The organism is Flavobacterium ustbae (genome assembly GCF_003946915.1).
Classification (GTDB): domain Bacteria; phylum Bacteroidota; class Bacteroidia; order Flavobacteriales; family Flavobacteriaceae; genus Flavobacterium; species Flavobacterium ustbae.
Map to the genome: position 1 here is coordinate 1 of NZ_RPOC01000026.1, position 23,280 is coordinate 23,280.

The 23,280-nt window shown below is 32.8% G+C and carries 20 protein-coding genes, 2 tRNA genes and 1 rRNA gene; 17 read left to right on the plus strand and 6 right to left on the minus strand.

The annotated features are described in order from the left end of the window. The 5 genes from rrf to EG814_RS20140 all read left to right on the plus strand — a co-directional run. Positions 1-94 (plus strand): 5S ribosomal RNA (rrf, locus tag EG814_RS20120); the annotation flags it as partial. Positions 95-162: 68 nt separating this feature from the next. Continuing rightward, positions 163-235 (plus strand) — tRNA-Phe (locus EG814_RS20125). Positions 236-241: 6 nt separating this feature from the next. Further along, positions 242-327 (plus strand) — tRNA-Leu (locus EG814_RS20130). Positions 328-442: 115 nt separating this feature from the next. Further along, on the plus strand, positions 443-895 hold the full coding sequence (locus EG814_RS20135; protein ID WP_125723668.1) for a DUF1569 domain-containing protein: 453 nt from the start codon (positions 443-445) through the stop codon (positions 893-895). A 10-nt stretch (positions 896-905) separates the two neighbouring features. Then, positions 906-1,340, plus strand: coding sequence for a nuclear transport factor 2 family protein (locus EG814_RS20140; RefSeq protein WP_125723669.1), 435 nt, complete (start codon positions 906-908; stop codon positions 1,338-1,340). On the opposite strand, the gene EG814_RS20145 is transcribed toward EG814_RS20140, so the two are convergent. Next, on the minus strand, positions 1,313-1,990 hold the full coding sequence (locus EG814_RS20145) for an endonuclease III domain-containing protein (RefSeq protein ID WP_125723670.1): 678 nt from the start codon (positions 1,988-1,990) through the stop codon (positions 1,313-1,315). The genes EG814_RS20140 and EG814_RS20145 overlap by 28 nt on opposite strands. A 56-nt stretch (positions 1,991-2,046) precedes the next feature. Then, positions 2,047-2,904 (minus strand): alpha/beta hydrolase, encoded by an 858-nt coding sequence (locus tag EG814_RS20150; RefSeq protein ID WP_125723671.1) that lies wholly within the window; start codon positions 2,902-2,904, stop codon positions 2,047-2,049. A gap of 117 nt (positions 2,905-3,021) precedes the next feature. Between EG814_RS20150 and EG814_RS20155 the strand changes: the two genes are divergently transcribed. From EG814_RS20155 to EG814_RS20180, 6 genes are all read left to right on the plus strand, one after another. Further along, positions 3,022-4,449 carry a glycogen synthase gene (locus EG814_RS20155; protein WP_125723672.1) on the plus strand — a complete coding sequence of 476 codons (1,428 nt, stop codon included), beginning with the start codon at positions 3,022-3,024 and terminating at the stop codon, positions 4,447-4,449. Beyond that, positions 4,439-5,719: a glucose-1-phosphate adenylyltransferase gene (locus EG814_RS20160; protein ID WP_125723673.1), complete on the plus strand. Its 1,281-nt coding sequence runs from the start codon at positions 4,439-4,441 to the stop codon at positions 5,717-5,719. Before EG814_RS20155 ends, EG814_RS20160 begins: the two co-directional genes overlap by 11 nt. 53 nt (positions 5,720-5,772) lie before the next feature. Next, positions 5,773-7,677 (plus strand): 1,4-alpha-glucan branching protein GlgB, encoded by a 1,905-nt coding sequence (gene glgB, locus EG814_RS20165; protein WP_125723674.1) that lies wholly within the window; start codon positions 5,773-5,775, stop codon positions 7,675-7,677. Positions 7,678-7,878: 201 nt separating this feature from the next. Further along, positions 7,879-10,278, plus strand: coding sequence for a glycoside hydrolase family 31 protein (locus tag EG814_RS20170; RefSeq protein WP_125723675.1), 2,400 nt, complete (start codon positions 7,879-7,881; stop codon positions 10,276-10,278). An 83-nt stretch (positions 10,279-10,361) separates the two neighbouring features. Beyond that, positions 10,362-11,171 carry a M48 family metallopeptidase gene (locus tag EG814_RS20175; protein WP_125723676.1) on the plus strand — a complete coding sequence of 270 codons (810 nt, stop codon included), beginning with the start codon at positions 10,362-10,364 and terminating at the stop codon, positions 11,169-11,171. 161 nt (positions 11,172-11,332) lie between these two features. Continuing rightward, on the plus strand, positions 11,333-12,658 hold the full coding sequence (locus EG814_RS20180; protein ID WP_125723677.1) for an MFS transporter: 1,326 nt from the start codon (positions 11,333-11,335) through the stop codon (positions 12,656-12,658). Positions 12,659-12,752: 94 nt separating this feature from the next. Here the strand turns inward: EG814_RS20180 and EG814_RS20185 are convergent, their stop codons facing one another. From EG814_RS20185 to EG814_RS20200, 4 genes are read right to left on the minus strand one after another with little or no spacing between them, the layout of a single operon-like run. Next, the gene (locus EG814_RS20185) at positions 12,753-13,472 is read right to left on the minus strand and encodes a head GIN domain-containing protein (RefSeq protein ID WP_125723678.1); all 720 of its coding nucleotides are present in this window, start codon (positions 13,470-13,472) and stop codon (positions 12,753-12,755) included. Between the two features lie 18 nt (positions 13,473-13,490). Next, positions 13,491-14,549: a hypothetical protein gene (locus EG814_RS20190; RefSeq protein ID WP_125723679.1), complete on the minus strand. Its 1,059-nt coding sequence runs from the start codon at positions 14,547-14,549 to the stop codon at positions 13,491-13,493. After that, the gene (locus tag EG814_RS20195) at positions 14,533-15,066 is read right to left on the minus strand and encodes an anti-sigma factor (protein WP_125723680.1); all 534 of its coding nucleotides are present in this window, start codon (positions 15,064-15,066) and stop codon (positions 14,533-14,535) included. Before EG814_RS20195 ends, EG814_RS20190 begins: the two co-directional genes overlap by 17 nt. Positions 15,067-15,080: 14 nt before the next feature. Then, the gene (locus EG814_RS20200; protein ID WP_125723681.1) at positions 15,081-15,635 is read right to left on the minus strand and encodes an RNA polymerase sigma factor; all 555 of its coding nucleotides are present in this window, start codon (positions 15,633-15,635) and stop codon (positions 15,081-15,083) included. Between the two features lie 276 nt (positions 15,636-15,911). Between EG814_RS20200 and lon the strand changes: the two genes are divergently transcribed. From lon to EG814_RS20230, 6 genes are all read left to right on the plus strand, one after another. Beyond that, on the plus strand, positions 15,912-18,365 hold the full coding sequence (lon, locus tag EG814_RS20205) for an endopeptidase La (RefSeq protein WP_125723682.1): 2,454 nt from the start codon (positions 15,912-15,914) through the stop codon (positions 18,363-18,365). A gap of 186 nt (positions 18,366-18,551) precedes the next feature. After that, a complete protein-coding gene (gene porQ / locus EG814_RS20210) occupies positions 18,552-19,571 on the plus strand; it encodes a type IX secretion system protein PorQ (protein ID WP_125723683.1) in 1,020 nt (339 codons plus the stop codon). A 4-nt stretch (positions 19,572-19,575) separates the two neighbouring features. Continuing rightward, positions 19,576-20,178, plus strand: a complete 603-nt coding sequence (locus EG814_RS20215) for a murein L,D-transpeptidase catalytic domain-containing protein (protein WP_125723684.1) — start codon at positions 19,576-19,578, stop codon at positions 20,176-20,178. Between the two features lie 25 nt (positions 20,179-20,203). Then, positions 20,204-20,809, plus strand: a complete 606-nt coding sequence (locus EG814_RS20220) for a murein L,D-transpeptidase catalytic domain-containing protein (RefSeq protein WP_125723685.1) — start codon at positions 20,204-20,206, stop codon at positions 20,807-20,809. A gap of 39 nt (positions 20,810-20,848) precedes the next feature. Continuing rightward, complete coding sequence (gene cmk, locus EG814_RS20225; RefSeq protein WP_125723686.1) at positions 20,849-21,541, plus strand: (d)CMP kinase; 693 nt, start codon at positions 20,849-20,851, stop codon at positions 21,539-21,541. 68 nt (positions 21,542-21,609) lie between these two features. Further along, the gene (locus EG814_RS20230; protein WP_125723687.1) at positions 21,610-22,983 is read left to right on the plus strand and encodes a nucleoside permease; all 1,374 of its coding nucleotides are present in this window, start codon (positions 21,610-21,612) and stop codon (positions 22,981-22,983) included. Positions 22,984-23,280: the final 297 nt, after the last annotated feature.

Genomic DNA, 23,280 nt, shown 5'->3' on the forward strand with positions numbered 1-23,280 from the left:
GCGGGGCTCACCTCTTCCCATCCCGAACAGAGAAGTTAAGCCCGCCTGCGCAGATGGTACTGCATCATTGTGGGAGAGTATGTCGTCGCCTTTCTTTTGAAAACCCTGTTTTAAGACGGGGTTTTTTATTCTAACTTTTGCTTATAGAAATATAAGCAATATGGTACCTTAGCTCAGATGGTAGAGCAATGGACTGAAAATCCATGTGTCCCTGGTTCGATCCCTGGAGGTACCACATCATGCTCGGATGGTGAAATTGGTAGACACGCTGGACTTAAAATCCAGTGAACAGCAATGTTCGTGCGGGTTCAAGTCCCGCTCTGAGTACAAAACTTCAATTGGCTTTTGCTAATTGAAGTTTTTTTTTTGCATAAAATTTAGATAAATCTCTAAATTTTATATTTTTACTTCACTTTTCCATCTCACTAAAAATACATAAACTATGCAAAATGTTTTTCTTAAAGAAGATTGTGATCAATTTGTCAATAGAATAAATCAGCTCAAGCCAGATTCACAGCCTCTTTGGGGTAAAATGTCTGTCGATCAGATGTTGGCTCATTGTAATGTTACGTATGAAATGGCATATGATAATATTCATCCAAAACCAAATGCTTTTATGAGATTTCTTTTAAAAGTGTTAGCTAAAAAAGCAGTTGTAGGCGATGTACCTTATTCTAAAAATATTAAAACGGCACCACAGTTTATCATTAAAGGTGATCGAGATTTTGATCTTGAGAAAAGTAGGCTAATCAATTATGTAACTAAAACTCAGAGATTAGGAGAAAATGAATTTGAAGGAAAAGAATCGCTTTCTTTTGGTAAATTGAGCATTAAAGAGTGGAATAATATGTTTGCTAAACATTTGGATCATCACTTTTCGCAATTTGGAGTTTAAAAATAGAACTATGAGAATTTATACAATTATCTTTTTTCTTCTTTTAGGAATGTCTTCTTACGCTCAAAAAGAAGAAGCACAAAAATGTATTGAATCTTTTTTCGAGGGATTTCATCACCGAGATTCTGCAAAGATTAAATTAGTATGCTCAGACAAAATGATTTTGCAATCTATTAGTGAAAGTTCAGCTAAAGGAAATAGACTTTCTAATGAAAGTGCGAAAGAATTTTACAAATCTATCGCATCAATTCCTTCAAATATAAAATTTCAAGAAAAAATATTGAGTTATAACATTCAAATTGATGGAACAATGGCTCATGTTTGGACTCCTTACGAATTTTACATAAATGATAAACTAAGCCATTCTGGAGTAAATGCTTTTACGTTATTTAAAGAAAAAGATTCGTGGAAGATTATTTATATAATCGATACTAGAAGAAAATAATTAATTTTTAAGTATTTCGGTATGTAATACAGACAAATATCATTCAAAAGACATTCAGGACATTTTGGTTTTGGTCTGCATGTTTCTCTACCTAAGAAAGATATTGCCATTCCTATTTCAGACCAGATATTCTTAGGGAGTGCCTGCATTAGATCTTTTTCTATTTTATTTCCGTCTTTATTTTCTTTTACAATTCCAATTCTTGGAGCGACTCTGATGACATGTAAATCGGCAATAATTCCTTCAGCTGGTTTATTAGTTTCTCTTAGAATAACATTAGCTGATTTTCTTCCAACGCCTTTTAAAGCAGTTAATCCGTTCATTGTTAGTGGAATATCTTTGTCTTCTTTAATAGTATTTGCAATTTCTAAAATCCATTTTGCTTTTGTAGAATGGTTTCGGACTTTAGTGATGTAAGATGTAAAAGTTTCTAGATCGGTTTTTGAAATGCTTTTTAACGTTGGATATTTTTCGAATAAAATAGGAGCTATGTTATTTATATTAGCATCAGAATCTTGCGCAGAGAGGATAACCATGACAAGTAATTGATACGTGTTTTCGTATTCTAAAGGATGCTTTTTTCCTTTATATTTTTTCAAAATGGGTTTTAATTTTATTTCCCAATCCGATGTCTCACCAAATAAATCCATTTCGTTCAAAATTAAAATATTGATAACTAGGTTTCTATATTATAAATTTACGAATTTTAAATAAACTCAAGAATCTTTTTAATAACGCTGTGATTTCCTAGAATTTTTCTATGCCCAAGTCCTTCTGTTAAATATATAGTCCCGTTTTCCAGATTTTCATGAATATGAACTCCTGCTTTTACTGGAACTTCAGGATCATCTTTGTCATGCATTACTAAAACAGGGATTTTTACTTTTTGTGCGGCTCTATAAGCTGAAAAATCATCCATTTTAACTTGATACTTATTTTCAAATAAATCTCTAAGATGATTGCTGATTTCTTTTTTCAATCCCAATTTAAAAGTAAATTCATCTAAAATATCCTGAACAATATCGCCACTTCCGATAATTACGGCTTTTTCTACTTTAAGTCCGTCTTTAATGGCATTGAGAACCGACATTCCACCTAAAGAATGTCCGATTGCAATTTCAAAAGGACCAAATTGTTTTTCTATTTCTAAAATAGAAGCTATAAACTCCGACATTATCGTTGTTGTTCCTTCTGATTTTCCATGTGCTGGCGCATCAAAACTAAAGGTAGAATAACCATTTGCCAAAAGCTCGTCGGCTATTTTAAATACTTGTGTTCCTCTTCCAGACCATCCATGGACTAATAATACTTTGCGCTGACTTTCTCCGTATGAATACGTAACTACGGCTTTATCAATTGCAGGAACATAAATTAATTTTTGAATGCTTTTGGCATCCATTTCTAACTCCCGTTTAGGAACTTTATGTTTTATAGGTGTAGTGAAAATTTTTGCAGCAAATTTTGTAACTAATTTTGTGGATATAAAAGCACAGATTTTCGCAGAAATTATAATAATCTTCGGAATTTTTAATGATTTAGTAGGATTAGTTGCCTTTTTTGCCATTTCAATAAATCTTGTTTAAATAAGGGATCTTGCTTGTTTTTTTGCTAAATTTAAAGAAGCATAAAAGTAGTATATAAATGATTGCTTCTTATGTATAATTATAAATTAATTTCTGAAATGGAAATATTTCATATTAGTGCAGAATGTTATCCTGTGGCAAAGGTTGGCGGTCTTGGTGATGTAGTTGGCGCATTACCTAAATATCAGCAGTCTGCGGGACATGACATTAGAGTTGTACTTCCTTGTTATGACACAAAGTTTAAGCGTGAAAATGATTTTGAATGTGTGCATTGGGGAACTGTTACGTTAGGAAGTTTTAATTTTCCGTTTAGTGTCTTAAAAGAATCAACAAATAAGCTAGGTTTTGAATTGTATCTAATAGAAATAAATGAGCTATTCAATCGCCCGAATGTATATGGTTATGAAGATGATATCGAAAGATTTCTTTCTTTTCAGATTGCTACACTTGATTGGATTCTAGCTCGAAACCAAGTTCCAGATATTATCAACTGTCATGATCATCATACAGGTGTTATTCCATTTTTGCTTCAGTTTGCTTATAAATATGAAAATTTAAAGGACGTAAAAACGGTTATCACAATACATAATGGTTTATATCAAGGTTGGTTTGGTTTTGATAAACTTTATTATCTGCCAGAATTTGATTTAAGACATGTTGGTTTTTTAGAATGGAGTAATTCTATAAATTCTCTGGCTGTAGGAATTAAATGTGCCAATACGGTGACTACGGTTTCTCCAAGTTATTTAAACGAAATTAATATTTCGGCAAATGGTTTAGAATCTTTATTCAATTCTGTACGACATAAATCTAAAGGTATTTTAAACGGAATTGATATTGAAGTTTGGAATCCGATGAAAGATCAAATGATTGCCACAAATTATTCGACTGAAGATTTTGAAGCTGGAAAAAGAAAAAATAAAGAAAAGCTTTGCGAAGAATTTGATTTAGATCCTTCAAAACCATTATTTAGTTTTATTGGCCGATTGTTTGAAGAAAAAGGTGGCGATTTGCTTCCGCATGCAGCTGCTTTAGCTTTGTCGGAACATTTTGAGGAAATTAATATACTAATATTAGGATCAGGAAATCCTCAAATTGAATCGCAGTTAACGCAGTTGCGAAATGATTATAAAGGAAATTACAATGTTTTTATTGGTTATAATGAAGATTTAGCGCATTTGATTTATGCAGGCTCAGATTATATTTTGATGCCTTCAAGAGTTGAACCATGTGGATTAAATCAGATGTATGCCATGCGTTACGGAACAATTCCGATTGTTAGAAGAACTGGAGGGTTAAGAGATACGGTTATTGATTTTGGAGATGAAGGAAATGGGGTTTGCCATGATCAGGCCTCTGTTGCCGACATTTGCTACTCAATAAATCGTGCTGTTGGGTTGTATGAAGATAAAATAAATTTTAATAAAGTTTTAAAAAGAGGAATGACAGCCGATCATTCCTGGGAAAGTGTTTGCCAAGAATATATCGAAATATACAACTTAATAATTCAGCAAAATGAAATTTAAAAAGAAAAATGTAGTTGCCATTATTTTAGGAGGTGGACAAGGTTCACGTTTATTTCCATTGACAGAAACAAGATCAAAACCTGCAGTTCCGATTGGAGGGAAATACCGTTTGGTCGATATTCCGATTTCAAATTGCATCAATTCTGATATTTTTAAAATATTTGTCTTGACACAATTTAATTCTGCATCGCTAAATGCTCATATCAAAAACACTTTTAATTTTAGTATTTTCAGTCAGTCTTTTGTAGACATTTTAGCTGCTGAGCAAACTCCAGATAATCCTACTTGGTTTCAAGGAACTGCAGATGCTGTTAGACAATGTATGTCACATTTTCTGAAACACGATTTTGATCATGCTTTGATTCTTTCAGGAGATCAACTATACCAAATGGATTTTAATGAAATGCTTGAAGCTCATATTGCAGCCGATGCTGAAATTTCTATTGCAACTTTACCTGTAAATGCTAAAGATGCTCCAGAATTTGGAATTCTAAAAACCAATCACGAAAGTGTGATTGAAGCTTTTATAGAAAAACCACATGCTTCGTTATTACCAGATTGGGAATCTGAAGTGAGCGAACAAATGCAGGAAAAAGGAAAAAAATATCTTGCTTCTATGGGGATTTATATTTTTAATAAATCTTTACTGGAAGAATTAATGTTAGATCCTGAAACAAAAGATTTCGGGAAAGAAATTATTCCGCAATCTGTTGGGAAGCATAAAATCTTAAGTTATCAATATGAAGGATATTGGACAGATATAGGAAATATTGAATCTTTTTTTGAAGCTAATATTGGTTTGACAGCAGACATTCCAGAATTCAATTTATTCGATAATGAGAATAAAATTTTCACAAGACCAAGATTATTACCGCCATCTAAGTTTAGAAATTCAATAATAAACCAATCTTTGATTTCTGAAGGCTGTATTATTAATGCGAAAGAAATTAAAAGTTCTGTGATTGGAATTCGTTCCAGAATTGGCGAAGGAACTGTCTTGGAAAATTGCTACGTTATGGGTAACGATTTCTATCAAGATCTAGATGAAATGAATTACGAAAGCAGTATTAATAAAATACATGTTGGTATTGGTGAAAACTGCTTTATCAATAATGCGCTTATCGATAAAAATGTACGTATTGGAAACAATGTTCACATAAGCGGAGGAAAGCATTTAGATAATTTCACCAATGAATTATATAGCATAAAAGACGGAATTGTTGTGATCAAAAAAGGTGTGACATTATCAGATAATTTCAGAATAGAATAAACTTAAAAATTCCAATTTTTAAAAATCCAAATTCCAAACTTCCCTTAAAAAATATGAGTAAAGTAATCGCACATTCTCTTTTTACTGACTTTGATATCGATTTATTCAAAGCTGGAAAACACTTCAGATTATATGAAAAATTAGGAGCGCATTTAATCGAAGTTAATGGGGTAAAAGGCGTTTATTTTGCCGTTTGGGCCCCGACGGCTCATTCGGTTTCGGTTGTTGGCGATTTTAATTATTGGACAGAAGGCGAACATGCTTTGAACGTTCGCTGGGATTCTTCTGGAATTTGGGAAGGTTTTATTTCTGAAATTTCAAAAGGAACACTTTACAAATACAAGATTCAATCTAATATAAATGGTGTAATTACAGAAAAAGCAGATCCTTTTGCGCGCTTCTGCGAAAAACCACCGCATACCGCATCTGTAGTCTGGGATTTGGATTATAAATGGAAAGATGAAAATTGGATGCAGCATCGCCAAGAATTTAATGCTCTAGATAAGCCTTATTCGGTTTACGAAGTTCATTTAGGATCTTGGAAGCGAGCAGAGCATAATCGATTTTTGACGTATCTTGAACTTGCTGATGATCTGGTAAAGTATGTAAAAGAAACTTGTTTTACGCATGTAGAATTCATGCCTATTATGGAATATCCTTATGATCCTTCCTGGGGATATCAGCTTACAGGATATTTCGCGCCAACTTCTCGTTTTGGAAAACCGCAGGATTTTATGGTTTTGGTAGACAAATTGCATCAAGAAGGAATTGGCGTAATTCTGGATTGGGTTCCATCACATTTTCCAGATGATGCCCATGGTTTAGGTTATTTTGATGGTTCACATTTGTATGAACATCCAGATCGAAGAAAAGGATATCATCCAGATTGGAAAAGTTTGGTTTTTAATTACGGACGAAATGAAGTTCGTGCCTTTCTAATAAGTAATGCTGTTTTTTGGCTTCAAAATTATCATATTGACGGACTTCGAGTTGATGCTGTTGCTTCTATGCTTTATTTAGATTATTCTAGAAAAGACGGCGAGTGGGAAGCTAACATTTTTGGAGGAAGAGAAAATCTTGATTCGATAAGTTTTCTTAAAGAATTTAACGAAGTAATATATTCTAATTTTAGTGGAATTCAGACTATTGCAGAAGAAAGCACTTCGTTTCCGATGGTTTCAAGACCAACTTCTTTTGGAGGTTTAGGTTTTGGAATGAAATGGATGATGGGCTGGATGCATGATACTTTAAAGTATTTTCAAAAGGAAACCGTTTATAGAAAATACCATCAGAACGAATTGACTTTCTCGATGACGTATGCCTTTACTGAAAATTTCATGCTTCCGTTTTCTCATGACGAAGTAGTCTATGGCAAAAATTCTCTTATCTACAAAATGCCTGGCGACGAATGGCAGCGTTTTGCCAATTTGAGATTATTGTACGGATATATGTTTACGCATCCTGGAACAAAACTTTTGTTTATGGGAGCAGAGTTTGGGCAGACAAATGAGTGGAATTTCGAACAGAGTCTTGACTGGCATTTATTGCAATATGATTTCCATTCTGGAATAAAGAGATTGATAACAGATTTGAATCAATTGTATAAATCTCAGCCTGCATTGTACGAAAAACAATTTAGAGGAGATGGTTTTGAATGGATTAACTATTCAGATCATCAAAATGCTATTTTATCTTATATCCGAAAAGGAAATAATCCAGATAAGAACTTAATAGTTGTTTGCAATTTTACGCAAGTTGTTCGGGAGAATTATAGAATCGGTATTCCTAAAAAAGGCAAGCTAGAAGAGATTTTTAATAGTGATGCCAAAATATACGGTGGAAGTGGCGCGGGAAATTCAAAATCAGTAAAAGTGGATGCAATATCTTACGATGGAAGAGATTTTTCTGCTGAATTAGTTTTGCCGCCTTTAAGTGTTATTGTTTATTCTTTGGCTTAGTAAATCTAATCCTCTTTTATGAAGTAAGATTTTGTCATTATATCGTTTCAAAATTATCAAATTGTTGATTTTTTGTTTCGTAATTTAAAACTCGTACAGAAAAAACGTTTTCGTTAATAAACCTTTTATTCATAGGGTGTTATGAACTTTTTTTGTATGTTTGAATAGAAGCAAAATGTTATAAATTAACTCATTTGAGATATGATTACAAACACATCATTAGAATACAAAGGCGATTTATATCCATCAAAAATTGTCTCTTATGAACATGAAGGAGATTCTATTTTCTTTAATACAGATAATAAAGTAATCTTAAAAGTTACTATTCTTCGTGATAGTTTAATTCGATTTCGTTTTACAACAAAAGGCTATTTTAGTAACGATTTTTCGTATGCGATTGATAAAACCCAGCTTCATGGTTATAATTTTTTGGAAGTTACAGAAGAAGAAACTTTCTTTCAAATTAGAACTAGTAAAGTAAAATGCAAAATACAAAAGGCAGATCTTCGTCTTACGATCTACGATTTAAATGATTTTCTAATTCTTGAAGATGAACTTGGTTTTCATTGGGAAGAAAGCTATGAATATGGCGGAAATATCGTAAAAATGAGTAAATATGCTAAAGATGGCGAGTGTTATTACGGTCTTGGCGACAAAGCCACTCAAATGAATCTTAAAGGCAAAAGAGTAGAAAATTTTGCTACAGATCAATACGCGTATCAGAAAGATCAAGAACCTCTTTATAAGGTAGTTCCGTTTTATATTGGGCTTCACAACAAACAATCTTACGGTATATTTTTCGATAATACATTTAGAACTTTTTTTGATTTTTGTCAGGAAAGAAGAAATGTGACCAGTTTTTGGGCTGAAGGCGGCGAGATGAATTATTATTTCGTGTATGGTCCTCAAATGCAAGATGTTGTTACAACTTATACCGATTTAACGGGAAAACCAGAGTTACCGCCACTTTGGGTTTTAGGATACCATCAATGCAAATGGAGCTATTATCCTGAAAATAAGGTAAAAGAAATTACTTCAAAATTTAGAGAGCTACAGATTCCGTGTGATGCCATTTATTTGGATATTGATTATATGGATGGCTTTCGATGTTTTACATGGAATAAAAACTATTTTCCAGATCCAAAAAGGATGGTTTCTGAATTGGCTGAAGATGGTTTTAAAACCGTTGTAATTATTGATCCCGGAATTAAAATTGATAAAGATTATTGGGTTTATAAAGAAGCATTAGAAAAAGATTATTTCTGCAAAAGAGCCGATGGACCTTACATGAAAGGAAAAGTTTGGCCCGGAGAATGCAACTTTCCAGATTATACAAATCCCGTAGTTAGAGAATGGTGGGCTGGATTATTTAAAGAATTAATTTCAGATATAGGCGTAAAAGGAGTTTGGAATGATATGAATGAACCCGCTGTCATGGAAGTGCCAAATAAAACTTTTCCAATGGATGTTCGTCACGTTTATGACGGAAATCCATGCAGTCATAGAAAAGCTCATAATATTTACGGAACGCAGATGGCAAGAGCAACTTATCATGGTGTAAAACGATTTGCGTATCCAAAACGACCATTTGTAATTACAAGATCGGCTTATGCTGGTGCACAGCGTTATACATCTTCATGGACTGGTGATAACGTAGCAACTTGGGAACATTTATGGATTGCAAATATTCAAGTGCAAAGATTGTCCATTTCTGGAATGGGATTTACGGGCTCTGATATTGGAGGTTTTGCTGAACAGCCAACAGGCGAGTTGTACGCACGCTGGATTCAATTGGGTGTTTTTCATCCGTTTTGCAGAACGCATTCATCTGGAGATCACGGTAATCAAGAACCTTGGGCTTTTGACGAAGAAGTAATCAATATTACTAGAAAATTTGTGAGCCTTCGTTATCAATTGCTTCCTTATTTATATACAATGTTTTGGCAGTATATCGAAGAAGGAATTCCGATGCTGAAACCATTGGTTTATTATGATCAAGATGATACTCAGACCCATTATCGTAACGACGAATTTATCTTCGGAAACCAGATTTTAGTTTGCCCAATACTTGAACCTAATGCTGTAGGTAGACGTATGTATATTCCTAGAGGCGAATGGTATAACTACTGGACCAATGAATTGTTTATTGGAGGAAGAGAAATTTGGATTGACACTAAATTTGATGAAATTCCAGTTTTTGTAAAAGCAGGAGCAATTATTCCGAAATATCCAGTTCAGCAATATGTAGGCGAAATAGAATTTGATGAACTAACGCTTGATATTTATTATAAAAATGGTAAAGAGCAATCAGCGGTTTACGAAGATGCTCAAGATGGCTACGATTATAAAAAAGGACGTTATAGTTATTTGTCGTTAAGAAATATAGGAAAAGAAAAAGAAATCATTATTCAGCTTCACAAAGAAGGAAAATATATTACGCCATACACAAAGTATAAAATAAACTTGATTGGTTTGCCTTTTAAAGTTTCTGAAATTGAAATTGACAATGAAAAAATCGAATTCGATAAAATTGGTTTTGAGCAAAATAATTTCTTAATAGTTTATAAAGAGTTTAATGAACTTCACATCATAGGAGAGTAGTTAAATTTTGATATTTTTTTGACTTATTGTGTAAAATATTTTATTTTTTTTAATTGTATTTTTGTTAGAAAATAGCTCGAATTATGAAAAAATATATGTTTTTAGGGGCTTTTGCAGCACTTGTTATGGCATGCGCAACAAACCCAATTACTGGAAAACAAAACTTAAATTTTGTTTCAAATAGCGAATTGTTTCCAACTTCTTTTCAGCAATACAGTGCTTTTTTGTCTGAAAATAAAGTTATTACTGGTACCTCAGATGCTAAACTTGTTGAAAATGTTGGATATAAAATTAAGGTGGCAGCTGAAAAATATCTGACTTATTTAGGACAATCACAGTATTTAAAAGATTATCGATGGGAATATAAATTAGTTGATAATAAGGAAGTTAATGCTTGGTGCTTGCCTGGAGGAAAAATTGTGGTGTATTCAGGAATATTGCCTGTAACGCAAAATGAATCGGGTTTAGCAACGGTTATGGGGCATGAGGTTTCTCACGCTTTGGCAAATCACGGTGCACAAAGAATGAGTGCCGCACAATTGCAGCAAATTGGAGGAGCAGTTTTAGATGCTGCAACAACAAATAAGTCGGCTCAAACCAGAGAAATATTTTCTCAAGCTTATGGTATGGGAACTGAAGTAGGAGTTATGCTTCCTTTTAGTAGAAGTAACGAAAGCGAGGCAGACAAAATCGGTTTAACTTTAATGGCGATTGCAGGATACAATCCAGATGATGCTATTGCATTTTGGACCAGAATGTCTGCAAAATCAGGTGGTGCAGGAACACCAGAATTTATGAGTACGCACCCTTCTGATGCTACGAGAATTGCTAATATCAAAGCCTTAATTCCAGAAGCAAAAGCAATTGCGCTTAAAGTTGGAACTATAAAATAAATTAAGCATAAGAAAATATGTTTCTAAAAAGTCATTCATTTTTTTGAGTGGCTTTTTTATTTTACCTAAGTTCATAATTTAATAATGTACGAATTGCAGAATTTCTATTTGATTATCATAAAAAATAGATAAATTCGTAGCCTATTTAACAAACCATTTCTATGAAAAACCTACAAAAAGGAGATAAGAAGCTTTTAAATGCTTGGGCATTTTATGATTGGGCAAATTCAGTTTATACTTTAACGATTGCCTCTGCTGTATTTCCAATTTTTTACGAAGCTTTATTTAGTGACCGCGATCATTATATTGATGTTTTCAGTCTGCATCTTAAAAATTCAGCTTTAATTAGTTTCATTACAGCTGCGGCGTTTTTAGTAGTTTCTTTTATTTCGCCTTTATTATCTGGTATTGCCGATTATGTGGGAAATAAAAAATCATTCATGAAATTTTTCTGTTATTTAGGAGCATTATCGTGTATGGGACTGTATTGGTTTGACTTAGAAAATATTTACGTTGGACTTTTGTTTTACTTTTTAGGCTTGCTTGGCTATTGGGGAAGTTTAGTTTTTTACAATTCATACCTTCCAGATATTGCATTTGAAGAGCAGCAAGACAGAATTAGTGCAAAAGGATATTCTTTAGGTTATATTGGTAGTGTTATTTTGTTGATTATCAATTTAGCAATGATCATGAAACCAAAACTTTTTGGAATTTCAGGAACAGATGGTGAGGCGGCAATGAAGGCCATGCGATATTCTTTTATAATGGTCGGCGTTTGGTGGATTTTATTTAGCCAGTATACTTATTATTATTTGCCAAAAGGAAGTAAAGAATCTGGCCAAAAATTAACAAAATCTGTTGTGTTCAATGGTTTTAAAGAATTGAAAAAGGTTTGGGTATTATTACAGCAAAATATTCCTTTAAAACGTTATTTAGGAGGTTTTTTTGTTTCTAGTATGGCTGTTCAGACTGTGATGCTTGTTGCAACTTATTTTGGTGCACAGGAAATTCAATGGGAAACTAAAGAACAAAGTACAATTGGTTTGATTATTTGTATTTTAATAATTCAATTGGTAGCTGTAGTAGGAGCTGTATTAACTTCTAGAGCTTCAGAAAAATTTGGCAACGTACCAACTTTAATCTTTATAAATGCAATTTGGGCTGTATTTTGTGCGCTTGCATTCTTTATTACTTTGCCAATTCATTTTTATATCATGGCAACTGTTGCTGGATTTGTAATGGGAGGAATTCAGGCTTTATCTCGTTCAACTTATTCCAAACTGCTTCCAGATACAGAAGATACCACTTCATTTTTTAGCTTTTATGATGTTGCAGAAAAAGTGGGAATTGTAATTGGAATGTGTGTTTACGGAATTATTGATCAAATTACAGGAAGTCCGCGTGCTGCAATTGTAATTTTGGCTATTTTCTTTATAACGGCCATTTTCCTTTTAAGAAGAGTACATAAAAAAGACGTTTCAAATTAGTCGAAACGTCTTCTTAAATACCAATATCACGAATGGCAAGGAATTATTTGATTGATGATTTTTTGTCATTCGTGATATTTTTTTTTGAATAAAATTAGCTTTTTGTAATGCTTCCAGATCCTGAGACTTTAACGTCTTTTTTTTCAGGATTTCCAACATATCTAATGTTTCCAGAACCAGAAACTCTAGCCGTTAAACTTTGATCGCAGGTAACTTTGCTGTTTCCAGATCCCGAAACATTTGCATCAACAATCTTCGATTTTAAATCGACAGCATTTATATCTCCAGAACCAGAAAGTTTTGTAGAAAAATTATCAGCAGTTCCTCTTAAGCGAACGTTACCAGAACCGCTTACATTTAGTTCTAAATTATTAGTGTCAACTGGTAAAGTAAAATTTCCAGAACCTGATAATTTAACCAAAAACTTTTCATTTTTGATAACGTCTTTCGATTGAATATCGCCAGAACCTGCTAAACTCAATTCAGAGATTTTTTCAAAAGGAACTGTAATCTGAATGTTTTTACCAGAACTCGTTCTAATGTTCGTGAATTTTTCGATATAGATTTTTAGAGAATTATCTTCCACTTCCACTTTTATGGCAGACAAGAGATTTTCTTCTCCTTTGATGGTAATTTTGCCTTCTTTTCCTGCAACTAAATCTACATCAAAGAAACCTGAAATTTTAATTCCGTCGTAATCTCCAGTAGTTCTAGTTTCGGTAACTACTTTTCCGTTTCCTTGAAGTTTGTTTTGAGCATTTATAACACTTGCAGAAAGGGCAACAAATGCAAATAATAAAATTGACTTTTTCATTGTTTTGATTTTAGATGATTAATTTTTTGTTAGCGAAACATTTCCATAGTTAGAATTAATATTGATTTTGTTCTGACCTTTTTTCTTGTAATAACCAGCAATTCTTTTACTGTTGCTTTTAACTTCTGAAACAGAAACTTCTAAATTATTATCATGTTTGATGTTGGAATATCTAGCTGAAATATCGAAATCGAAAGCATAATTTGGCACGTAACCAATGCTGATATCCGTATATCCTGAATTTATAGTGATATTTCCAGCTTTTTCAGTCACAGTTCCAATACTGATTTTGCTGTAATTGGTATTATAGTTAAAGTTACTTGAGATTTCTCCAATAATAAAAGTTAAATAATTACCAGAACCGTTTAAAGAATTGATTTTTTGAAACTTAAGTGTTCCGTAATTACAGTCAGCTTTAATATTTTGTCCGTCATTAAGGTTAACATCGGTGTAGTTGGCATTTAAATTAATATTTCCAGAATCATTTACTTTTAGTCCAGAATAACGCGCATCAATATTTCCCGTTTTAATATAATCTATACTAGAGTTTTGGCAATATTGAATTGAGATTTGATTATTAGAACCGTTCAATTTTCCTAATGTAACTTTTCCGTACTTGCAGTCAATATCTGTAGAAGATTCTGCGTTTGGCACCGAAATATTTCCATATTTATTAGCCAGTTTAATCGATCCGTTTTTTGGAATTTTGATTACATAATTGATTTCAAAACTATTGTTGCTTCCTTTACTTTTTAGATTAGAATTTCCAAGCTTAGTAACAGCAGAAACCAATCCTTTAAGAGCCGTAATATCTACATCAATACTATTTAGCCGCTCATTGACCCAATTTTCATTTGGCCCGTTTACTTTTATAGTAATGTCGAGATCAATTTTATCTTCGTCCCAAGTCGTAACCGTAATGCTTCCGTATTTGTTGTCAACATCTATTCCGGCGTTTGAGTTTACGATATAGGTTTTTTTAATGTTTTTTTGTTTGGTGATAAAAGTGTCATCATTTGAAAATCCTAAAAAGGGAATCAAAAGAAATACGATTAGTAAGTTATAGTGTTTTTTCATTAGAGTTGTTTTTTAATTTTTCGTTGTCTTCAATTCTTTTCAAAACGGCTTGTAAAAAAGAAATACGCGTTTGGAGATTGCTAATCATGGCATAAATAATTTGTTTATTTTCTCCATTTTTTTGCAGTTCATTTATGATTTTTTGATAATCAGCATCAAAAGTTTTCATCTGATTCATGGCATCATTAATAATCTGCTGATTTTCTGGCGAGCTTTTCTCTTTTAGTTTATCAAGTTCGTTGTCAATTAGAATATTGAAAATAGAATCGGTACGTTTAGTTTCTTTAGAAGCAAATTTGAATTCTTTTGGCTTTTCATTTTTATAAAAAAGAGATATTCCAAGCATTATTACAATCGAAGCGGCAATAGCAGTTACGACCCAATATCTTTTCTTAGGCTCTTTTTTGTTTAATTTCTGCAGAAAATCCATCTGATGATCAGGATTTAATTCCTGAATATCCCATTGGTTTTCAAATCTGTTGAATAATTCGTCTAAATTGTCTTTTTCATTTTTCATAATTCCAATTCATTTTATATCTCTTCCAATTTTTTTCTCAAACTGTCTTTTGCTCTGCTCAAGGTTGTTCTGCAATTTGCGTACGAAACGTTTAGGATTTCGCAGATTTCTTCTTGATCATAACCTTCAATGTAAAAAAGCGTGAGCACCATTCTGTAATTATCTTTCAGCTGTAGAATAGTATCCAAAACCTGTTTCACTTTTAAAGAGTTTAAGTCAATATTTTCAGAAATAATTCCGTCATTTTCTTCAATTTTATAAAGCTTCTTACTTAAATCTTCTACCTGAAAAGAATTGTTCTTCTTGTAAAAATCAATACTATAATTGATGATTATTTTTTTTAACCATGCTCCAAAAGCCACTTCTTGTCTATAGTCATTGATTTTTGTAAAAGCTTTTAAGAAACCTTCCTGCATGACGTCTTGTGCAAAATGTTCATCTTTTACTATACGAAAAGCCACATTATACATCGCCTTACAATAGCGATTGTATATTTCAAATTGCGCTTTCTGATTGTTGTTTTTACAAAGCGTAATTAATTCTTCGATATTTTGGTTATTTAGATTCAAGTAGTGGCTTTTGGTTTTATATAAGGACAGTATTTTTTTTGCTTTGTTACACTTTTATAAAATTAATTTTATTTTTTCTCAATTCGGTTTAAATAATAAAGTGAAAATATATTTTTTTAGACCTGACTTCTTTTGTTTTTGGCATAATGATTGTCTATTTTTATGCCCTATCTTGTAATTGAAAAACAAAACGGTTTTTCAGTAAAACTTCAATAAGCAATACGCTGTTTGCAGATAGCACAAAAAATTTAATGACAAAAAGACTTATATTTTATTATGTCAAACCATAAAATACTTACTATTGACAATCTGTCACTTCAAGAATTCGATTCAGAGGCAGAATTAATTCCATTATTGACTCCAGAAGACGAGGAGGAAATGAATAATGAAGAACTTCCTGTTTCGCTTCCAATTTTACCTTTACGCAACACAGTTTTGTTTCCGGGAGTTGTTATACCGATTTCTGCAGGAAGAGATAAGTCTATTAAACTGATTAATGATGCCAATGCAGGCGGAAAAATAATTGGTGTAGTTTCTCAAATTAATGAAGAAGACGAAGATCCGTCAAAGGATGATATTCATAAAATAGGGACAGTAGCGCGTATTTTGCGTGTTCTAAAAATGCCTGACGGAAACGTTACGGTTATTCTTCAAGGTAAAAAACGTTTCGAAATTGACGAAATAGTTTTAGAAGAGCCTTACATGACAGCAACTATTAAAGAAGTTGCCGAAGAACGTCCAGATGAAAGCGATTCTGAATTTACCGCCATTTTAGATTCGGTAAAAGAATTAGCCATACAAATTATTAAAGAAAGTCCAAACATTCCTTCAGAGGCGACATTTGCTATTAAGAATATTGAAAGTCAATCATTCTTGATCAATTTTGTTTCTTCTAATATGAATTTATCAGTAAAAGAAAAACAAGGACTTTTATCGATAAATGGATTAAAAGAGCGTGCTTTAGAGACTTTACGCTATATGAATGTTGAACTTCAAAAATTAGAATTGAAGAACGATATTCAGTCAAAAGTACGTTTTGATTTAGACCAGCAGCAAAGAGAATATTTCCTTCACCAGCAAATGAAAACCATTCAAGAAGAATTGGGAGGTGTTTCTCAGGAAGAGGAAATGGACGAAATGGGGCAGAAGGCTAAAACCAAAAAGTGGGACGAAAAAACGCAAAAACATTTCGAAAAAGAATTGTCAAAAATGCGTCGTATGAATCCGCAGTCTCCCGATTTTGGAATTCAGAGAAACTACTTAGAATTATTTTTAGAGTTGCCTTGGGGCGAATATTCTAAGGATAAATTCGATTTGAAACATGCGCAGAAAATTTTAGATAAAGATCATTTCGGACTTGATGAAGTTAAGAAAAGAATGATTGAACATTTGGCAGTTTTAAAATTGAGAAATGACATGAAATCGCCAATTATCTGTTTAACTGGTCCTCCAGGAGTTGGTAAAACATCTATTGGGCGTTCTGTAGCAGAAGCTTTAGGTAGAGAATATGTTCGTATTTCTTTGGGAGGTTTACGTGACGAAGCAGAGATTCGCGGACATAGAAAAACCTATATTGGAGCAATGCCAGGACGTATTATTCAAAGTTTGAAAAAAGCGGGAACTTCAAATCCGGTGTTTATTTTAGACGAGATTGATAAACTATCAAGCGGTAATAGTGGTGATCCGTCTTCAGCTTTATTAGAGGTTTTAGATCCAGAGCAAAACAATGCTTTTTATGATAATTTCCTTGAAATGGGTTACGATTTATCTAAAGTGATGTTTATTGCGACTTCAAATAACATGGGAGCAATTCAGCCAGCTTTGCGCGACAGAATGGAAGTAATCAAAATGTCGGGTTATACTATTGAAGAAAAAGTAGAAATTGCTAAAAGACATTTATTTCCAAAGCAATTAGAAGCTCATGGATTAACTTCAAAAGATTTGACTATTGGCAAAAAGCAATTAGAAAAAATTATTGAAGGTTATACGAGAGAATCTGGTGTACGTAATTTAGAAACTAAAATCGCTCAGGTTATTAGAAATGCAGCAAAATCGGTTGCAATGGAAGAAGAGTATAACAAAAAAGTTACCGATGAAGATATCTCAACAATTTTGGGAGTACCAAGATTAGAGCGAGATAAATACGAAAATAATGATGTTGCCGGTGTGGTAACAGGTTTAGCTTGGACAAGTGTTGGAGGAGATATTTTGTTTATTGAATCTTTAATTTCTGAAGGAAAGGGAGCTCTCACAATTACAGGAAATCTTGGAACTGTAATGAAAGAATCTGCTACAATTGCTTTAGAATACATTAAAGCAAATGCGAAGAAATTAGGCATTAGCACTGAGCTTTTTCAGAAATACAATATTCACTTGCACGTTCCAGAAGGAGCAACTCCAAAAGACGGACCAAGTGCAGGTATTGCAATGCTTACTTCATTAGTTTCTCTTTTAACTCAGAGAAAAATAAAGAAAAGTCTTGCTATGACGGGCGAAATTACGCTTCGTGGAAAAGTATTGCCAGTTGGTGGTATTAAAGAAAAAATTCTGGCTGCAAAAAGAGCAGGAATTAAAGAAATTATTCTTTGTCACGAAAACAAAAGTGATATTGACGAAATAAAAGCAGAATACTTAGAAGGTTTAAGTTTTCATTATGTGAAAGAAATGAGCGAAGTTTTAGCTATCGCCTTAACAGACCACAAAGTTAAAAATGCTAAAGAGCTGAAGTAACTTTTAAAGTTAAATTCTAAATATTTTAAATTCCAAATTCCAAACTGACAGTTGAGCAGATTGGAATTTGGAATTTTTTTTATTGGTTTTTAATCAAAATTTATTTGATGCAATAATTTATTTTTTGGTGTTATATAATTTTATATTTGCATTTGCGTTATTCCCATATCGGTGCGCCAAAAACAAATGCTTAAAAAAGTTGTTTTCTTTTATATAATCTTAATTTGTTCGTCTTCTTTCGGACAAGTTGGAGGGCGCTACACTTATCAATTTTTAAACTTAACCACTTCGCCAAGGCAAGCTGCATTGGGAGGCGATGTAATTACGATATATGACGAAGATGTTAATCAGGCCATGTCAAACCCAGCTCTTATAAACGCAGACATGGATAATCATTTGGCATTAAATTACGGAAGTTATTATGGCGAAGCCTCATACGGTACAGCATCGTATGCTTATACTTATGACAGGCATCTTCAGACTTTTTATGCTGGAGTTACCTATGTAAACTACGGGACATTTGAAGGTTATGACGAAAACGGCCAGGCAACTTCTGACTTTACGGGAAGTGAAGGCGCATTATCACTTGGATACGCATACAATGTTCCGTACACAGATTTCTATATTGGAGCAAATGCTAAATTAATTACTTCCTCTTTAGAAACTTATAATTCTATTGGCGGTGCGGTCGATTTGGGCTTTTTGTATATAAACGAACCAAATGATCTGAATTTTGCTGTAGTTTTTAGAAATATGGGAACACAGTTTACAACTTATTCCGGAATTAAAGAAAATTTGCCATTTGAAATTGTTTCGGGTATTTCGCAAGAATTAGAACACGTACCAATTCGTTGGCATCTCACGCTGGAGAATCTACAGCAATGGAATATCTCTTTTTCGAATCCTGTCCGCGGTGAAACCAACATCGACGGATCTACTAGTGATGAAAAAGTTTCATTTGTAAACAATGCTTTAAGACACGTGACTTTTGGTGTGGAGATTTTCCCTAAAAAAGCATTTAATTTTCGAGTAGGATATAACTTTAGAAGAGGTGAAGAATTGAGGGTAGAAGAACAGCGTAATTTTTCTGGAGTATCACTAGGGTTTGGTTTAAAAATGAATAAGTTAAGATTTAATTATTCCTATTCTAGGTATACATTGGCGGCAAATACAAGTCTTTTTGGTTTAACATTAAATTTTCAGTAACTGCATGAAACTGTTTTATTTGGCTTTGTTTATGACAATAAGCTTTTTTACGGGATCTAAACTTTCTTTTAGAGAAGAAAGCGCTATTTCTACTGTAGAAATGGAAAGAATTAATAGCAGAATTGCAAATATCAAAAGTATGATTAGTGCTGATTCTAAATACAATCAAAAAATTGCTTTTCTTATTGATATGAAAGTCCCATCAGGTAAAAATCGCTTTTTTGTTTACGATTTGCAGAAAAATGAAGTTATAGATCAAGGACTTGTGGCGCACGGTTCCGGTTCAGAAACTGGAGTAAGAGGAGTGCTGAAATTTAGCAATATGCCAAATTCTAATTGCACTTCGTTAGGCAGATATGCTGTTGGAAAAACATACAAAGGTATTTTCGGTAAAGCGTATCGATTGGCTGGTTTAGAAGAGAGTAATAACAATGCTTTAAAAAGAGCAATTGTACTGCACCATTATTCTGCGGTTCCTTACGAGGAACAAGAGTACTATATAAGCAATAGTCATGGTTGTCCGATGATTAATGAACAGTTTTTCAAAAGAATAGAAAAGATTATAGATAATTCTAAATCGAATATTCTTATGGATATTTACTATTAATAAACTTTTGGGAATCGTAAACTAAATGAAAAAAGTAATAATTGTTTTTCTTTTTATTCTTGCGCTTTCCGCGGCATATTTATTATTTTATGACGTTAAAAAAATTAATCCATTAGCTTCTGATAATAAAAGAATTGAATCTCAAATTGCTGAAGTAAAAAAGCTAATAAATAAAAATTCCAACTATAATAATAAAATTGCTTTTTTTATCGATATGAAGATTCCTTCGGGAAAGAATCGTTTTTTTATTTATGATTTAAAATCGAATAAAATTATTGACAAAGGTTTGGTGGCTCACGGTTCTGGTTCTGAAACTGGTGTTAAAGGGAAACTTCGTTTTAGCAATGTGCCAAATTCTTTAAGTACTTCATTAGGAAAATATTTTATTGGAAATTCCTATTATGGCAAATTCGGAAAATCTTATAAATTGTATGGATTAGATGAAACCAATGATAATGCTTTTAAACGCGATATTGTTTTTCATTACTATTATGATGTTCCATATAAGGAGAAAGATGGCTACATTTGCAATAGTTATGGCTGCCCGATGGTGAATAAAAAATATTTTGACAGAGTGTCTCGATTAATTGATAGTTCTGAATCGGATATTTTAATGAGCATTTATTACTAGAGCCATTCTTTAAAAGAATAAAAATTAAAAAATTAAAAATTGAAAAAAATTACCATTGCTATCGACGGATTTTCATCTACAGGAAAAAGTACTCTTGCCAAACAATTGGCAAAAGAGTTAGAATATGTTTATGTAGATACTGGAGCGATGTACCGCGCTGTGGCTTATTTTGCTATGCAGCATAATTTGATAAGTGCAGGCTCATTTAAAAAAGAAGCTTTGATTGAAGCATTGGTAGAAATAAAATTAGAATTTAGATTTAATGCTGATCTCGGTTTTGCCGAAATGTATTTAAATGGTGAAAATGTCGAAAAACAAATTAGAACTATTGAGGTTTCTAATTTTGTGAGTCAAGTTGCCGCAGTTTCAGAGGTTCGTGCTAAGTTGGTAGAACAACAGCAGGAGATGGGAACTAATAAAGCCATTGTAATGGATGGAAGAGATATTGGAACGGTAGTTTTCCCGAATGCAGAATTGAAAATTTTTATGACGGCAAGTGCAGAAACTCGCGCGCAAAGACGTTTTGATGAGTTGCAGCAAAAAGGAGATAATGTCTCTTATGAAGAAGTTTTAAAAAATGTGGTAGAAAGAGATCATATGGATACGCATCGTGAAGATTCTCCTCTTGTAATCGCCGATGACGCAATTGAGATTGATAATTCTTACTTAAATAAAGAAGAACAATTTGCCGCTGTTTTAGAATTGGTGAATGATGTTGTTAAAACGATATAATTTTTTGCAGATATTATTTTTAATGGTAGTTTTACCGCTTCATTTTACTTTAAAGACAATTTCATTATATGGGAATTAAAAACAGGTTAATTTTTATGAGCTTTCTTCAATTTTTTGTTTGGGGAGCCTGGCTTATTACAATTGGAAATTATTGGTTTGGAACCAAAAATTGGGAAGGAACACAATTTGGTTTAGTATTTGGAACCATGGGAATTGCTTCTTTATTCATGCCTACATTAACCGGAATTATTGCCGACAGATGGGTAAACGCTGAAAAATTATATGGAGTTCTTCATATTTTATATGCATCCGTTTTATTTGGATTTGCACAAGTTACAACACCAGATACTTTTATTGTAGTAATGCTTTTGGCAATGTGCTGCTATATGCCGACAATCGCTTTGAGTAATTCAATATCTTATACTTCACTTAAATTAAACAATAAAAACATTGTAAAAGATTTTCCGCCAATTCGCGTTTGGGGTACAATTGGTTTTATTGTGGCTATGTGGATTACTAATTTAAGCGGAAGTAAAGCAACAGAATATCAGTTTTATATTGCTGGAATTGGGGCTTTAGTTCTTGGAATTTATGCTTTTACTTTACCAAAATGTGAACCACAGCGTTTGATTAAAGAAAATGCTACTTTGACTGAAACATTAGGTTTAGAATCCTTTAAATTGTTTGGGAATTACAAAATGGCTTTGTTTTTTGTGTTTTCTATGTTTTTAGGAGGTGCATTGCAATTAACAAATGCTTACGGAGATGTATTTTTGGATGAATTTAAACATTTTCCAAAATATGCAGATTCTTTTGTAATTCAATATTCGACTATTATTATGTCGATTTCTCAAGTTTCTGAGACATTATTTATTCTCGCGATTCCGTTTTTCTTAAGACGTTTCGGAATCAAACAAGTTATGTTGATTAGTATGTTAGCTTGGGTTCTTCGTTTTGGATTGTTTGCTTTTGGAGATCCTGTAAACGGTTTATGGATGATTATTTTATCTTGTATCGTATACGGAATGGCATTTGATTTCTTTAATATTTCAGGTTCTTTATTTGTAGAAAGCAATACAGATTCTAAAATTCGTTCTTCTGCGCAAGGTTTATTTATGATGATGACCAATGGAGTAGGAGCGGTTTTAGGAAGTTTGACTTCTGGCTGGGCAATTGATCGTTTTTTTACAAAATCATTCAGCACAACTACTGAATTAGCTGGATTTTTGCAAACGGATGCTTCTAACGAAAAAATGGCAGAATTTGTAAAAAGTCAAGGAAATACTATTACCGACGGAGTTTTTACAAATCCAGTTCTAATGAAAGATTGGCATACTATCTGGTTATCATTTGCTATTTATGCTTTGGTAATTGCAATTGCTTTTGCGGTTTTATTTAAGCATAAACATGATCCGAAGGAAATTGAGAATTTGAGTCATTAATAAATAAAAAAAATATATCGGTAACCCGACAGGTTTTAAAAACCTGTCGGGTTTGTTTATTTAAGAAATGCGCTCCTGCAAGGTTTTAAAAACCTTGCAGGAGCGCATTAAGCAATTATGAAAAACAAAACTTTCTAATCTAGCCCCGATAGAAGTGGAAATCCTTTTGTGCCGGTTCCAAGGCTTCGGAAGGCACAAAAGATTACTTCGTCAGTTCGCTATCGCTCGGGTGCAACGAATAGCGGGACAAAACGTCTTGAAAAACCCGAAATCTTCTGCTTCTAATCAATATACTGA

What these genes read in the sequence shown, in the direction of transcription:
- EG814_RS20175 (WP_125723676.1), top strand. Translation starts at nt 10,362, where the DNA reads ATGAAAAAATATATGTTTTTAGGGGCTTTTGCAGCACTTGTTATGGCA.
- EG814_RS20160 (WP_125723673.1), top strand. Translation starts at nt 4,439, where the DNA reads ATGAAATTTAAAAAGAAAAATGTAGTTGCCATTATTTTAGGAGGTGGA.
- EG814_RS20215 (WP_125723684.1), top strand. Translation starts at nt 19,576, where the DNA reads ATGAAACTGTTTTATTTGGCTTTGTTTATGACAATAAGCTTTTTTACG.
- lon (WP_125723682.1), top strand. Translation starts at nt 15,912, where the DNA reads ATGTCAAACCATAAAATACTTACTATTGACAATCTGTCACTTCAAGAA.
- EG814_RS20220 (WP_125723685.1), top strand. Translation starts at nt 20,204, where the DNA reads ATGAAAAAAGTAATAATTGTTTTTCTTTTTATTCTTGCGCTTTCCGCG.
- EG814_RS20140 (WP_125723669.1), top strand. Translation starts at nt 906, where the DNA reads ATGAGAATTTATACAATTATCTTTTTTCTTCTTTTAGGAATGTCTTCT.
- porQ (WP_125723683.1), top strand. Translation starts at nt 18,552, where the DNA reads ATGCTTAAAAAAGTTGTTTTCTTTTATATAATCTTAATTTGTTCGTCT.
- EG814_RS20190 (WP_125723679.1), bottom strand. Translation starts at nt 14,549, where the DNA reads ATGAAAAAACACTATAACTTACTAATCGTATTTCTTTTGATTCCCTTT.
- EG814_RS20145 (WP_125723670.1), bottom strand. Translation starts at nt 1,990, where the DNA reads ATGGATTTATTTGGTGAGACATCGGATTGGGAAATAAAATTAAAACCC.
- EG814_RS20155 (WP_125723672.1), top strand. Translation starts at nt 3,022, where the DNA reads ATGGAAATATTTCATATTAGTGCAGAATGTTATCCTGTGGCAAAGGTT.
- EG814_RS20230 (WP_125723687.1), top strand. Translation starts at nt 21,610, where the DNA reads ATGGGAATTAAAAACAGGTTAATTTTTATGAGCTTTCTTCAATTTTTT.
- EG814_RS20185 (WP_125723678.1), bottom strand. Translation starts at nt 13,472, where the DNA reads ATGAAAAAGTCAATTTTATTATTTGCATTTGTTGCCCTTTCTGCAAGT.
- glgB (WP_125723674.1), top strand. Translation starts at nt 5,773, where the DNA reads ATGAGTAAAGTAATCGCACATTCTCTTTTTACTGACTTTGATATCGAT.
- EG814_RS20180 (WP_125723677.1), top strand. Translation starts at nt 11,333, where the DNA reads ATGAAAAACCTACAAAAAGGAGATAAGAAGCTTTTAAATGCTTGGGCA.
- EG814_RS20150 (WP_125723671.1), bottom strand. Translation starts at nt 2,904, where the DNA reads ATGGCAAAAAAGGCAACTAATCCTACTAAATCATTAAAAATTCCGAAG.
- EG814_RS20195 (WP_125723680.1), bottom strand. Translation starts at nt 15,066, where the DNA reads ATGAAAAATGAAAAAGACAATTTAGACGAATTATTCAACAGATTTGAA.
- EG814_RS20170 (WP_125723675.1), top strand. Translation starts at nt 7,879, where the DNA reads ATGATTACAAACACATCATTAGAATACAAAGGCGATTTATATCCATCA.
- EG814_RS20135 (WP_125723668.1), top strand. Translation starts at nt 443, where the DNA reads ATGCAAAATGTTTTTCTTAAAGAAGATTGTGATCAATTTGTCAATAGA.